The 13,232-nt window shown below is 71.4% G+C and carries 11 protein-coding genes; 5 read left to right on the top strand and 6 right to left on the bottom strand.

Translation table 11 applies throughout. The features are described 5' to 3' along the window. The first annotated feature begins 445 nt into the window (after positions 1 to 445). Positions 446 to 1,666 (top strand): amidohydrolase family protein, encoded by a 1,221-nt coding sequence (locus MMF93_RS14310; protein ID WP_242751666.1) that lies wholly within the window; start codon positions 446 to 448, stop codon positions 1,664 to 1,666. A gap of 219 nt (positions 1,667 to 1,885) precedes the next feature. Here MMF93_RS14310 and MMF93_RS14305 read toward each other — a convergent pair whose 3' ends face one another. Genes MMF93_RS14305 through MMF93_RS14280 form a run of 6 tightly spaced genes read right to left on the bottom strand, consistent with a single transcriptional unit; the run spans position 1,886 to position 7,498 of the window. Further along, positions 1,886 to 3,136 carry a cytochrome P450 family protein gene (locus MMF93_RS14305; RefSeq protein ID WP_242751665.1) on the bottom strand — a complete coding sequence of 417 codons (1,251 nt, stop codon included), beginning with the start codon at positions 3,134 to 3,136 and terminating at the stop codon, positions 1,886 to 1,888. Continuing rightward, entirely contained in the window at positions 3,115 to 4,419 is a 1,305-nt protein-coding gene (locus MMF93_RS14300; protein WP_242751664.1) for a cytochrome P450, read from the bottom strand. The genes MMF93_RS14305 and MMF93_RS14300 overlap by 22 nt, the downstream gene beginning before the upstream one ends. After that, on the bottom strand, positions 4,416 to 5,111 hold the full coding sequence (locus MMF93_RS14295) for a GTP-binding protein (RefSeq protein ID WP_423835421.1): 696 nt from the start codon (positions 5,109 to 5,111) through the stop codon (positions 4,416 to 4,418). The genes MMF93_RS14300 and MMF93_RS14295 overlap by 4 nt, the downstream gene beginning before the upstream one ends. After that, complete coding sequence (locus tag MMF93_RS14290; RefSeq protein ID WP_242751663.1) at positions 5,083 to 5,448, bottom strand: DUF742 domain-containing protein; 366 nt, start codon at positions 5,446 to 5,448, stop codon at positions 5,083 to 5,085. Before MMF93_RS14290 ends, MMF93_RS14295 begins: the two co-directional genes overlap by 29 nt. Then, a complete protein-coding gene (locus tag MMF93_RS14285) occupies positions 5,445 to 5,867 on the bottom strand; it encodes a roadblock/LC7 domain-containing protein (protein WP_242751662.1) in 423 nt (140 codons plus the stop codon). Before MMF93_RS14285 ends, MMF93_RS14290 begins: the two co-directional genes overlap by 4 nt. Continuing rightward, a complete protein-coding gene (locus MMF93_RS14280; protein ID WP_242751661.1) occupies positions 5,864 to 7,498 on the bottom strand; it encodes a sensor histidine kinase in 1,635 nt (544 codons plus the stop codon). The genes MMF93_RS14285 and MMF93_RS14280 overlap by 4 nt, the downstream gene beginning before the upstream one ends. Positions 7,499 to 7,749: 251 nt before the next feature. On the opposite strand from MMF93_RS14280, the gene MMF93_RS14275 reads away from it, so the two are divergent. From MMF93_RS14275 to MMF93_RS14260, 4 genes are all read left to right on the top strand, one after another. Next, positions 7,750 to 8,697, top strand: coding sequence for a TIGR03619 family F420-dependent LLM class oxidoreductase (locus MMF93_RS14275; RefSeq protein WP_242751660.1), 948 nt, complete (start codon positions 7,750 to 7,752; stop codon positions 8,695 to 8,697). 96 nt (positions 8,698 to 8,793) lie between these two features. Next, complete coding sequence (locus MMF93_RS14270) at positions 8,794 to 9,591, top strand: SDR family NAD(P)-dependent oxidoreductase (protein WP_242751659.1); 798 nt, start codon at positions 8,794 to 8,796, stop codon at positions 9,589 to 9,591. A 540-nt stretch (positions 9,592 to 10,131) separates the two neighbouring features. Further along, complete coding sequence (locus MMF93_RS14265; RefSeq protein WP_242751658.1) at positions 10,132 to 11,259, top strand: LLM class flavin-dependent oxidoreductase; 1,128 nt, start codon at positions 10,132 to 10,134, stop codon at positions 11,257 to 11,259. Between the two features lie 230 nt (positions 11,260 to 11,489). Further along, a complete protein-coding gene (locus tag MMF93_RS14260; protein ID WP_242757560.1) occupies positions 11,490 to 13,229 on the top strand; it encodes an N-acyl-D-amino-acid deacylase family protein in 1,740 nt (579 codons plus the stop codon). Positions 13,230 to 13,232: the final 3 nt, after the last annotated feature.

Raw genomic sequence — 13,232 nt, 5'->3', positions numbered from 1 at the left:
GTCCGAACGGCGGGGCACGCCGGCCCGCACGGAGGGCAGCACCGCTGCGTACGGAGGGTCGTCCCGGTCCGGACGGAGGGTTGTCCCGGTCCGGACGGAGGGGCGCGCCGCTTCGGATGGAGGCTCGGTCGGCCCGTACGGAGGGATCCGCCGGTCTGTGCGGACGAACGCTGTGGTCTGCGCGGAGGGACACTCCGGTCCGGACGGAGGGACGCTCCGGTCCAGACGGAGGGACGCTCCGGTCCGGACGGAGAGGCGCTGCGGTCCGGACGGAGGGCTGCTCAGGTCCGTACGGAGCGACGCCGGGCCCGAACGGAGCGTTGAGGGAGCCGACGTGACGAGGCGCGCGAGGCGGCGCTGAAGTCGGAACGGGAGCGCGGATGCGCGTGTTCGAGGGTGACACGGTAGCTGACGCCCCGTCAGGTTCGGCGCTACGGTGGTGGGCATGGAGACCTTCCCCAGGATCATTTCGGTGGACGACCACACGGTCGAACCCCCGCACGTATGGCGGGACCGGCTCCCGTCCCGCTACCGCGACACCGGGCCCCGCATCGTGCGCGCCCCCCTGAAGGAGATGACCTTCGTCGGCGGCAAGTTCACCCCCACGATGGGCAGCCCTGGCGACGAGGGGCCGCTCGCCGACTGGTGGGTGTACGAGGATCTGCACCGCCCGCTGACCAGGCTGGACACCGCCGTCGGCTACGACAGGGACGAGGTACGGCTGGAGGCCATCACCTACGAGCAGATGCGCCCGGGCTCCTACGACGTGCGCGAGCGTCTGGCCGACATGGACGTCAACCACGTGCAGTCGGCCCTGTGCTTCCCCACCTTCCCGCGGTTCTGCGGCCAGACCTTCACCGAGGCCGCGGACCGGGAACTGGGGCTGCTGGGGGTACGCGCGTACAACGACTGGATGGTGGAGGAGTGGTGCGGTCCCGACGCGCAAGGGCGCCTCATACCGCTGGCCCTCGTGCCGCTGTGGGACGCGGAACTGGCCGCACAGGAGGTGCGGCGCAACGCCGAACGGGGCGTGCGCGCAGTCTGCTTCTCGGAGATCCCTCCGCGCCTGGGCCTGCCGTCCATCCACACGGACGCCTGGGACCCCTTCCTGCGGGCCTGTGACGAGACGGGCACCGTCATCGCCATGCACATCGGCTCCTCCAGCCAGATGCCCTCGACGTCGGCGGACGCACCGCCTGCCGTCGGCTCCACCATCACGTTCGCCAACTGCTGCTTCTCGATGGTGGACTGGCTGATGAGCGGCGCGTTCGAACGCTTCCCCCGGCTCAAGATCATGTACGCGGAGGGGCAGATCGGTTGGATCCCGTACATCCTGGAGCGCGCAGACGTGGTCTGGGAGGAGAACCGTGGCTGGGGCGGCGTGGCGGACAAGGTGCTGCGCCCGCCGTCCGAACTGTTCGCCGAGCACGTCTACGGCTGCTTCTTCGATGACGCGTTCGGGCTGCGGAACGTGGAGTCCATCGGTGTCCCCAACGTCCTGTACGAGACGGACTACCCGCACTCGGACTCGACCTGGCCCAAGTCGCGGGAGGTCGGTGAGCAGCAGATGGGCCACCTGCCCGCAGAGCTGGTGGAGCGGATCGTGCGGGGCAACGCCATCGACCTGCTCGGCCTGACGGACGAAGGGCTGTGGCCAGGGGCGTGACGGCCGAGGCCCTACCGGTCCTGACGCCCCCCCCGGAACGTGAGCCGGCCCGGCCCTCCAGAAGACGCGGGCAGGTGGGCCCTCGACAAGACGCGGGCAGGCCGGGCCTCAAGACGCGGTCAGGCCGGGTACTGAAGAAGGTGGCGGGGAGCGGCGGCCCGGCCCTGTCCTCCGGGCCGCCCGCTCCCCGCCACCTCCGGCCTCAGGTGGTGCGCGGGCTCAGCCCCGTGGCCGCACGGGGATGCCCGCGTACCCGAAGGCGATACAGGAGGCGACCTGCGCCATCTCCTCGGGCGGCACCGCCGGGCGCAGCTTCGGGAAGCGGTCGAAGAGGGCGGGCAGTGCCGTGCGGGCCTCCATCCGGGCCAGCGGGGCGCCCAGACAGAAGTGCACCCCGTGCCCGAAGGACAGGTGCTCCCCGCCACCCGCCCGCCGGATGTCGAACCGTGCCGCGTCCGCGCCGTACTTGGCCGGGTCCCGGTTCGCCGAGGCGATCGTGGAGAGGAGGGCGTCGCCCTGCCCGATCACGGTGCCGTCGGGGAGCGCGATCTGTTCGACGGCGTAGCGCAGCGGCAGGTTGGCGATGCTGGGTGCCCAGCGCAGTGTCTCCTCGATGACGTCGTCCCAGGAGGCCTCGCCGTCCAGGACGAGTCGTAGCTGCTCGGGGTGGGTGAGCAGGGCGTGGACGGCGTTGCCGATGAGGTTGACAGTCGTCTCGTGCCCGGCGCCGATCATCAGGAGCAGGGTGTCGAGGAGTTCCTTCTCGGAGAGCGCGGTGCCCTCCTCGTCCCGTGCGTCGACCAGAACGCTGGTCAGGTCCTCGCCCGGTTCGGCGCGTTTCGACTCGACGAGCGCGGTGAAGGCCGCCTGCATGTCCACCGCCGTCTGTCCCGCCTGTTCGGGCGTACGGGTGGTGTCCATGACCATGTCCATCAGCCGCTTCATCTCCGGCCGCTGGTCCTCGGGCACACCGAACAGCTCACAGATGACGTTCATCGGGAGCGGATGCGCGAAGGAGGCGCGCAGGTCCACCGTTCCGTTCCGTGCCGCGTCGTCTTCCATGGCATCGAGCAGCTCACCGGTGATGCGCTCCACGCGGGGCAGCATGGCGGCCGTACGCCGCGCGGTGAAGGCGGGGGCGACCAGCTTGCGCAGGCGCTTGTGGTCCTCGCCGTAGGAGCTGAGCATGTTCTCGACGCTGACCCAGGTGCGGATCCACGTGTCGTGGAACTCGCCGCGCTGCCAGGCGGGCCAGTGCTTGCGCGGGTCCTTGGAGACGCGTGGATCCCGCAGGAGCTGCTTGAGGACGTCGAACTCGCTGACGTACCAGGCGTGAATGCCGGCGGGCAGCTCCACCAGTGTCGCGGCGGCGCCCCGCGCCCGGATGCGCCGCGCCTCTTCGTGGATGTCGCGGCCCTCCGGATCGAGGCGGACGTCCGAAGGGACGGCTATATGGACGGGCTCTTCCACGGGGTGCCTCCTACGTGGTCGGGAGAGACGGGGCTGAACCGTGCGGGCAGGGCGACCAGGCCCCGCTGGAACGGGCCCGGCCGCCACTTCAGCTCGTCGTACGTCACCGTCAGACGGATGTCGGAGAGCCAGGCGGTGAGCCGTTCGATCGCGGTGCTGGCGATGAGCAGGGCCGGCTGCTGGGCAGGGCAGCCGTGCGGGCCGGCCGCCCACGCCAGGTGGGCGCCGCCGCCCGAGCCGTCCGCTCCGGTGGCCTCACCGGGCGCTGCGCGTCCGCTCTGGGTGGTGGCCGCCGCGTAGCTGACCAGGACGAGCTGTCCCGCGCGCAGCCACACACCGTGGAAGTAGACGTCCCGCTTGGGGAAGTGCGCGGAGTAGTTGGCCATCGGAGGCTCGTTGCGCAGCACGTCGTGCAGGGCGTCCCGGGGGGTCAGCGCGCCGCCGGACAGGTTGCTGTAGTAGCGCTCGTCGACGAGCATCCGGCTGAGCGCGTTGCCGATGAGGTTGGACAGCGGCTCGTAGCTGGCGCCCATCGTCAGGACGATCTGGTGGATGACCTCTTCGGCGCTCAGCCCGGCCGGGTGGTCCATGAACCAGGAGGTCAGGTCCTGGCCCCGCTCGCGCTGCTTGGCCTGGGTCAGTTCCGTGATGTATTGGGTGTAGGCGATGTCGGCCGCCTCCGCCTCCTCGGTGGTCTTGCTGTCGAACATCCCGGCGATGCCCTGGATCAGCAGTTCGCTGCGGTCGTCGGCCAGGCCGAAGGCCCGGTTGAAGAACAGCAGCGGCAGCAGCCGCGCGAAGCGGCTGATCAGGTCGACCTCGCCGTCCTGGGCGAACCGGGCGATCAGCTGGTCGGAGACCTCCCGCACGATCTGGCGCACCTGGTGCGGCTCCAGCCGGGCGAAGCCGTCGGAGATCACCTGGCGGTAGCGGGCGTGCGCCTCTCCGTCGCTGAACAGCGCGTTGGGGCGGGCCCGCAGCATCGGCAGCACGGGCGAGTCCTGCGGCACGGTGTCCTGCCAGACAGTGGAGTCCTTCGACCAGGTCACCGGGTCGTGCAGCAGGTCGAGGGCCGCCCGGTAGTCGATCACCAGCATCGCGCCGACACCGGGAGCGATCTCCACGGGCGCGAGGGCCCCGTACCGGCGCAGCCGCTCGTAGACCGCGTACGGGTCCGCCGCGAACTCCTCGCCGTAGAGCGGGGTGACCTCGTGGCTCGGCCGGGACAGCGGCGCCGGCATCGTGCCGGACGGCGTGTTCCCGGTGTGGGGCGCGGCGTTCAAGCGGTCTCCTGGGGCTGCTGGTGGCCGTGGTGCCGGCCGGGCGTGCTGTCGTCTTGCTGCTGCTGGTCGAGCACTTCGAGGACGTGGCCGACGAGGGCGATCAGCGCGTCGGCCGACTGGTCCCTGCTGCGCGCGTCACACACCACCAGCGGGGTGTCGGGGTGCAGGTCGAGGTGGTCGCGGAGGGTGTCGGGATGGTGCGAGGGGGAGTCGGGGAAGGAGTTGACCGCGACCGCGTAGCGCAGCCCGGCCTCCTCGATCATGTCCATCACCTCGAAGGAGTCCGCCAGGCGCCGGGTGTCGGCCAGCACCAGGGCGCCCAGCGCGCCGCGCGCGATGTCCTGCCACAGGGGGCGGAAGCGGCGCTGCCCTGGCGTGCCGAACATGTACAGCACCAGATCCCCGGGCAGCGTGAGCCGGCCGAAGTCGATGGCCACCGTGGTGGTGGTCTTGTCCCGTACCCCGGCCAGGTTGTCCACCAGCGCGCCGGTCTGCGTCATCACCTCCTCGGTGTGCAGCGGCGCCGTCTCCGACAGCGAGCGGATGAACGTCGTCTTGCCCACCCCGAACGGCCCGGCGACCAGCAGCTTGACCAGCGTCTGCGGCTTGTCCTCCAGGTATATGGAGCCGCCTGCCGCCGAGGCGCCGGCCGGGTCGCCAGGGCTAGGAGGACTTGAGAGTGCGGAGTCCATTGAGAACCTTCTCCAGAATCTGCCGCTCCGGCAGTTCGGCGTCGGGGATCGGGGCGCGGGCCATCAGCCGGCCCGCGTCCACCAGGTCGGCCACCAGGACCTTGACCACACTGACCGGAAGCCGCAGGTGCGCGGCGGCCTCCGCGAGGGACAGCGCCCCACCGCGCAGCAACTCCAGCAGCCGCGTCTCCTCCGGGCGCAGCCCGGAGACCGTCGCCGGGTCCGACGCGCCGTGCAGCACGGTGAGCCGGTCGAGCGTGTTGCGGCTGGGCCGGGCACGTCCGGTCGTCGCCAGATACGCGGGCACCAGGCGCCTGTTGTCGGCGGGTGGGGTCATGTCGAAAGGTCGTTCCTGGCCGGGCTGCCCATGGCCTTGCCCAACGACGCCACCTGCACCTGCATCTGGTGCGTCACGATGCCCATGTTCACGTCGGGCCCGGCGAAGACGGCCAGCACGGTGTTCTCGCCCGCGGGGATGGCGAAAACCCACCCCTGGTCCGACTCGACGACCGTCTGGCGCAACCGCACCTCGTAGGAGCCGGCGAACGCCGCCGTGGTCGTCCGTGCCGCGCCCTGGAGCGCCGAGAGCATCGCTGCGACGCCCTCGGCCGCCTCCCGCTCCAGGTTGGGTGAACGTCCCTCGATCAGGCCGTCACCTGAGATGACGGCCGCGTGGATGACGTGTGGCAGGTCCAGGAGCGGGGCCAGCACCCAGGAGGTGTCGTCGCGCAGCGACCTGCGTGCGGGGATTGTCATTCCTGCGGATTCCCTTCAGCGGAACGGGGATCGGCCTGGGGGTGTGAGGGGCCCGGCGCGGCCGCTTCGTCGACGGCCGCGCGGCCCGAGGCGGTGCCGCGCTGGAACGCCGCCCAGCGCTCCGCGCTCTCCTCCGGTGACGCCTGGGGGTGCGCGGCGGGCTGCGGGGCCTGAGGTGCGGACGCCGCGCCGCGCGGAGCGGGCTCTGGGGAGACGGCGGCCGTGGCGTCCAGCGACGCCTCGGGGATCGCGTGCCTCCGCCGGCGGCGCGGCAGCGCGTCGCCGGCGTCGGGCGCGGCGGCTCCGCTCTCGTGTGCGGGCCCGCCCGGGTCCTGTACCGGTGGCACGGCGTGGGAAGGGCCGGTGGCGGACGGCGCCGGAGCGGACGGTCCCGCGGCGGGCCGTGCCGGCGGGGCGGCGCCGGCGGCCGGGTCCTGGACGGCGCCCAGCTGCACGGTCTCGCCGTACGCGGGCTCCGGACGGGCGGCGGGCTGCCCGTGCGGCGGGGCGGGGGCCGCGGCGCTCGCGCTGCCGCGCGGCACCGGGGCCATGGGAGACATCGGCTGCTCCTCCTCGTCGAGCAGCGTCAGCAGCGTCTCGCCCGGGATGTGCACGATGGCGCGCACACCGCCGTAGGGGGACGTCTCTATGGAGGTGGTGAAGCCGTACTGCTTGACGAGCTGGCCCACCGTGGCCAGACCCGTCCTGGGCGGATCGCCCATCTCGGTCAGCAGCAGCACCTCCTCGCCGGTGATCATGCGCTGGGCGCGCTCCATCTCCTCCCCGTGCATGCCGACGCCCGCGTCGTCGACGATGATCGAGGCGCCCCGGTTGCCCTGCTGGATGGTGACGGCGACGGGGAGCTCGGGGTGCGAGTAGTGGAGGGCGTTGGCCATCAGCTCGGTCAGCGCGACCGCCACCGGCTCCACGGCGCGGGCCACGATGCCCACCGGGTCGCGCAGCTGGTTGGTGACCTGGACGCGCGCGTAGCCGACCAGGCGGGACATGGCGCCGACGACGACGTCGCCCATGTGGGAGTTCTGCCGGGTCAGTCCGGGCCAGGCGCCGCAGACGATGGCGGTGGCCTGGATGCGGCGGATCGCCTGCTCGTTGAGGAAGTCGGCGCCCAGCAGGTCTTCTGCGACGAACGGGTCGTCGTAGCGCTCCTGCATCGTCTGCAGGCGGGTCTGCAACTGGTAGAGGAGCGCCTGGATGGTCGTGGTCGCGCCGCGCATCGCGGACTGCGCCGCACCGTCCACGCGCAGCCGCTCCTTGGTGACCGCGTCGCCGACCTGGTCCAGCACCGAGGCGAGCGAGCGGTCCAGCTCGGTGCCCCGGAAGGCGGGGTCGGCGACACCGCGGACGGGGACGTTCGGGTGGGCCAGCGCCGCGGCCAGGTCCGGAATGCGGGCGGCTGCCAGGTGCCGTACCTCGGCTTCGACGGCCTGTGCGCGTGTGGCGAGGGCCGCCTGGTGCCGCATGGCGTCCTGGAGGTCCTTCTCGGCGACGGCGGAGCGCTGACGCAACCGCCTCGCTTCCCGCATCGAACGCGCCAGCAGGAGGGCGAGCGCCACGGCGGCCGCCGTCCCCACGGACAGGGTGACGAGCAGCGCCACCGGTATCTCGGTCATCGGCGTCCTTGAGCGATTGGGTTGTCGTGCGATCTGATCCGTCCCCGCCGGGACCGATCAGGGAACAGCGGTGCCGCCATGTTCCCTCAGCGGCGCTTTTCGCGCAGCCGTATGCGGAATACACCCTCCCTGTTGCTGGAAGCAAATCCGCACGGCGGGTCGCTGACCGGCCACTTGAGCGCGCGTCAGCTGTTTTCGGACTTCCGTTCGCCCCTCTTGCCTGACGACCCGTCAGGTACGAGCATGGGTGTGTGCTGACTTATCCCTCAGGGCGGCTGTCGTACGGGATACAGCTGCCGGTCCAGTCGCAGAGCACCCTCTACGCCGAGCCCTGGGAGGCCACGGCGGGGCCCGCCGAACTCCTGGCCGTGGCCCGCGCCGCCGACCGGCACGGCTTCGCCTACCTCGCCTGCTGCGACCACGTGGCGATACCGCGCAGGCTCGCCGGCGCGATGAGCACCGTGTGGTACGACCCGGTCGCCACCCTCTCCTTCCTGGCCGCAGCCACCGAACAGACGGCGCTGCTCAGCCACGTCGCCGTCGTCGGTCTGCGCCACCCGCTGGCCACCGCCAAGCAGTACGCCACCCTCGACCACCTCTCCGGCGGGCGTGTGATCCTCGGCGTGGGCGCCGGACACGTACGCGAGGAGTTCGACGCCCTGGGCGCCGACTTCGCCGCACGCGGGGCAGTGCTCGACGAGACGGTCGACGCGCTCAAGGCGGCCCTCGGGCCCGACGAGTTCCCCGCCTGGCAAGGCGCCCGCATCTCCTTCTCCGGGCTCGGACAGCGGCCCCGCCCCGCACAGCGGCCCAGACCGCCGCTGTGGGTCGGCGGCTCCTCGCCCGCAGCCGTGCGCCGTGCCGCCCTCCGCGGCGACGGATGGCTGCCCCAGGGAGACCCGAGGGAGGCACTGGCCGCCAAGATCGAGCGCATCAGGCGGCTGCGCGGGGAGGCGGGCCTGGACGGGGAGCCCTTCACCGTCGGTGCCCTCGCGGAACCGCTGTACGTGGGCCGGGCCACCTGGGACGTCGGCCGCCGCACCCTGACGGGGGCGCCCGGCGCGATCGCCGAGTCCCTGCGCGCGTACCAGGCCCTCGGCGTCACCCAGGTCCAGCTGCGTTTCCGCTCCCGCTCGGCGGACGAGCTGACCGGCCAAATGGAGCTCTACGCCCAGCAGGTCGCGCCGCTGCTGGACTGAACCGGGCGTGGGCCGGACGGCGTGTGCGGACGTCCGTTCCCAGGGCGCTGTCCGGGCGCACCGGCGTCGTTCTTCGAGGAGGTCGAGGAGGTCGTGATGGGCAAGCTGGAGGGACGGGTGCTTCTGGTCAGCGGGGCCGCGCGGGGTCAGGGAGCCGCGGAGGCGCGCCTGTTCGCGGCCGAGGGCGCCAAGGTGGTGCTGGGGGACGTACTGGACGACCAGGGCGCACAGGTGGCGGCGCGACTGGGCCCCGAGCGCGCGCTCTACGTCCACCTGGACGTGCGCGACGAGCAAAGCTGGCAGGCGGCCGCAGACGCCGCCGAGCAGACGTTCGGCACCGTGGACGGCCTCGTCAACAACGCCGGCATCCTGCGCTTCAACACGTTGTCCGCCACCCCGGTGGAGGAGTTCCGCGAGGTGGTCGAGGTCAACCAGACGGGCTGTTTCCTGGGCATGAAGACCCTCGCCCCGCGCCTCGTCCGCGCGGGAGGCGGCACCATCGTCAACACCGCCTCCTACGCGGCGCTGACGGGCATGGCCTACCTGACCGCGTACGCCGCGAGCAAGGCCGCCATCGTGGGCATGACCCGCGTGGCGTCCATGGAACTGGCCGACAAGGGGGTGCGCGTCAACGCGCTGTGCCCCGGTGCGATCGACACCCCTATGACGAACCCCGCCAGGGCCGCGGACAGCGGACTGCCGCTGGACGGCGCCGAGACGGCGCGGAGCGACACGGACGCCTTCTACGCGAAGCTCATCCCGCAGGGACGCATGGGGCACCCCGAGGAGGTGGCGCGCGCGGCACTCTTCCTCAGCTGTGCGGACTCCTCGTACGTGACGGGCGCGCCCCTGGTCGTCGACGGCGGCTGGCTGGCGGGAGTCTCCGTGCTGTGAGGCGCGGCCACCGCGCTGTGGGAACCGTGCACTGTGCTGTGAGACCCGTGCACTGTGCTGTGAGGTGCGGTCACCGTGGGGTGAGATCCGTACGCCGTCCGGACCGGTTGGGCGATTTGCTGCTTCGCTTGTGAAACGGAACGGGGGACCAGCGGGAACAGGTTTCCGCTTCCCCCAGGAAGACTTCGCAAGGGCCGACGTTTTTGGTGACCAATTCTTCACGAATCCTTCACGCGTTCGGCTCGGACGGAGGTGACGTCGGCCTGCTCGCGTGGCCGCAGATCGTCGCGTGTCGTACCGGATCGTTCCGTTCCGGGAAGGTTCGCTCCCTTCGGTGGCGGATTGCCCCCTGTGCCGGGCGCGCCTTCGGGGGCTGAACAGGCGCGGGTGCCGGAGGGTGCTCTCCCGTCCGGTGGTGCGGGTGAGCCGGTGTCCGTCGTATTGACGCCTTCACCCCGCGGTGCCAGAGTCGGACGCGACACGATCTGACGGCCCGTCAGGTTTCTGCCGTCGGAAACGCACCGAGGGAGAGATGACACCGTGGAATTCGGGCTCTTTGTTCAGGGGTACGTGCCCGCCGCGCGGGCCAGGACCGATCCGCAGGCCGAGCACAAGGCACTGGTCGAGGAGACCGAGTACGTCATCCAGGCGGACAGGTCGGGGTTCAAGTACGCGTGGGCCTCCGAGCACCACTTCCTGGAGGAGTACAGCCACCTGTCCGCCAACGACGTCTTCCTCGGCTACCTGGCGCACGCCACTGAGCGCATCCACCTCGGCTCCGGCATCTTCAACCCGCTGCCCCAGGTCAACCACCCGGTGAAGGTCGCGGAGAAGGTCGCCATGCTCGACCACCTCTCCGGCGGCCGCATGGAGTTCGGTTCGGGCCGGGGGGCCGGCTCCCACGAGATCCTCGGGTTCCTGCCGGGCATCACCGACATGAATCACACCAAGGAGATCTGGGAAGAGACGATCGCCGAGTTCCCCAGGATGTGGCTGCAGGACGAGTACCAGGGGTTTCAGGGGAAGCACTGGTCGTTGCCCCCACGCAAGATCCTTCCCAAGCCGTACGGGGGATCACACCCGGCGATGTGGTACGCGGCGGGTTCGCCGTCGTCGTACGCGATGGCCGCGAAGAAGGGGCTGGGGGTGCTCGGCTTCAGCGTGCAGAAGGTCTCCGACATGGAGTGGGTCGTCGACTCCTACAAGGGGGCGGTGGGAGACGCGGAACCCGTCGGCGGCTACGTCAACGACAACGTCATGGTCACCTCCACCGCCATCTGCGCCGAGACCACCGAGAAGGCCAAGCAGATCGCCGTGAACGGCGGCCTGCACTACCTCCAGTCCCTCCTCTTCCGCTACCACGACACCTTCCCCCGCCCCGAGGGCATCCCCCAGTGGCCTGAGCTGATCCCCGAGTACACGGCGGAGATCGTCGACCTGCTCATCGCCGAGGAACTGATGATCTGCGGCAACCCGGAAGAAGTGCTGCGCCAGTGCAAGCGCTGGGAACAGGCCGGGGCCGACCAGCTCTCCTTCGGGCTGCCCATCGGGATCAGCTACGAGGACACGATGAACACGATCAAGCTCATCGGTGAGCACGTCATCCCGCAGATCGACACCGATCCCGTGCACCGCACCACCCGCTTCCGCGACGCGGCACGCGACTGAGCCGGCCCGCGACTGAGCCGGCCCGCGACTGAGCCGGCCTGCGACTGAGCCGGCACGCGTCCGGCGCCGGCGGGAGCGCCACGAGAGCCGAGCCGCCCAGGCAGCCGGACGTGCCACGTGCCACGTGCCACGTGCCACGTGCCACGTGCCACGTGCCACGTGCCACGTGCCACGAGCCGCGACGCCGCGGGTCTGACCACCCATGACGAGCAAGGGAGGACGTGCGCAGCATGCTTGACCACCTCATCACGGGCGCCACCGTCGTCGACGGCACCGGAGCACCGGCGTACCGCGCCGACGTCGGTCTGCGCGCGGGACGCATCGCGCTGGTCGCCGAGCCCGGCACCGTCCGTGAGCAGAGCCGCACCCGCCAGGACGCGACCGGGCTCGTCCTGGCCCCCGGGTTCGTCGACCCGCACACCCACTACGACGCCCAGCTGTTCTGGGACCCGTACGCCACCCCCTCCATGAACCACGGCGTCACCACGATCGCCGGCGGCAACTGCGGCTTCACGCTCGCCCCGCTGAACCCCGCACGCCCCCAGGACGCCGACTACACGCGCCGGATGATGTCCAAGGTGGAGGGCATGTCCCTCCTCGCACTGGAAGAGGGCGCCCCCTGGAACTGGCACACGTTCGGCGACTACCTGGACGCACTCGAGGGCCGCACCGCCGTGAACGCCGGCTTCATGGTGGGCCACTGCGCGCTGCGGCGGCACGTCATGGGCGAGGACGCCATCGGGGGACAGCCCGACGAGGAACAGCTGGGCGAGATGCTGCGGCTCTTCCACGAGGCCATGGACGCCGGGGCGTGGGGGCTGTCGACCACCCAGTCGGCCAGCCACTCCGACGGGGACGGCGAGCCGGTCGCCTCACGCCACGCGCGCCCCGAGGAACTGCTGGCACTCTCGCGCGCCGTCGCCGACCACGAGGGCACCCAGATCGAGGCCATCGTCGCGGGCTGCCTCGACATGTTCTCCGACGACGAGATCGAGCTGTTCGCCCGGATGTCGGCGGCAGCCGGACGGCCACTGAACTGGAACGTGCTGACCATCGACGCCGCCGTCCCCGACCGGGTGCCCCGCCAGCTGGCCGCCGCCGCACGGGCGCGCGAACAGGGCGGACGGGTCGTCGCGCTCACCATGCCGATCCTCACGCCCATGAACATGTCGCTGGGCACCTTCTGCGCGCTCAACCTCGTCCCCGGCTGGGGCGAGATCCTGAGCCTGCCCGTACCCGAACGCATCGCCAGGCTGCGGGACGCGGACGTACGCGCCGGGATGCTGCGCCGCGCACAGAGCGAGGAGGCCGGTGTCTTCCGCCGCCTCACCCACTTCGACCGGTACGTCATCGGCGACACGTACTCGGCCGCCAACGAGGGGCTGAGCGGTCGCGTCGTCGCCGACATCGCCGCCGAACGCGGCCAGGACCCGTTCTCGTGCCTCGTCGACATCTGCGCCGCCGACGAACTGCGTACCGTGCTGTGGCCCATGCCCACCGACAACGACCCGGCCAGCTGGGAGCTTCGCCGGCGCACCTGGGAGCACGAGGACGTGATGCTGGGCGGCTCCGACGCGGGCGCCCACCTCGACCGCATGTGCGGGGCCCCCTACACCACCCGGTTCCTCGGCGACTGCCTGCGCGGCCGCAAGCTCGCCACACTGGAGCGGGCCGTACGGATGCTCACCGACGAGCCCGCCCGCCTCCTGGGGCTGCGCGAGCGCGGCCGCGTCCACGAGGGCTGGCACGCCGACCTCGTGCTCTTCGACCCGGAGCGCATCGACGCGGGCCCCGCCACCCTCGTCCACGACCTCCCCGGCGACAGCCCCCGGCTCGACTCCCGTGCCACCGGCATCGTCGGCGTCTGGGTCAACGGGACGCGGACCGTACGCGACGACACGGTGACCGGCGCCGTCCCCGGAACGGTGCTCCGTTCGGGACGGGACACGGAGACGGTCAGCACGCGGTAGCAC

Origin of the sequence: Streptomyces tubbatahanensis (assembly GCF_022699385.1) — a bacterium.
In the GTDB taxonomy this organism is placed as follows: domain Bacteria; phylum Actinomycetota; class Actinomycetes; order Streptomycetales; family Streptomycetaceae; genus Streptomyces; species Streptomyces diacarni.
The sequence above is the reverse complement of the archived record's forward strand: the minus strand, read 5'-3'. Positions and strand labels throughout refer to the sequence as shown.

What these genes read in the sequence shown, in the direction of transcription:
- MMF93_RS14290 (WP_242751663.1), bottom strand. Translation starts at nt 5,448, where the DNA reads ATGACCCCACCCGCCGACAACAGGCGCCTGGTGCCCGCGTATCTGGCG.
- MMF93_RS14260 (WP_242757560.1), top strand. Translation starts at nt 11,490, where the DNA reads ATGCTTGACCACCTCATCACGGGCGCCACCGTCGTCGACGGCACCGGA.
- MMF93_RS14280 (WP_242751661.1), bottom strand. Translation starts at nt 7,498, where the DNA reads ATGACCGAGATACCGGTGGCGCTGCTCGTCACCCTGTCCGTGGGGACG.
- MMF93_RS14285 (WP_242751662.1), bottom strand. Translation starts at nt 5,867, where the DNA reads ATGACAATCCCCGCACGCAGGTCGCTGCGCGACGACACCTCCTGGGTG.
- MMF93_RS14310 (WP_242751666.1), top strand. Translation starts at nt 446, where the DNA reads ATGGAGACCTTCCCCAGGATCATTTCGGTGGACGACCACACGGTCGAA.
- MMF93_RS14295 (WP_423835421.1), bottom strand. Translation starts at nt 5,111, where the DNA reads ATGGACTCCGCACTCTCAAGTCCTCCTAGCCCTGGCGACCCGGCCGGC.
- MMF93_RS14270 (WP_242751659.1), top strand. Translation starts at nt 8,794, where the DNA reads ATGGGCAAGCTGGAGGGACGGGTGCTTCTGGTCAGCGGGGCCGCGCGG.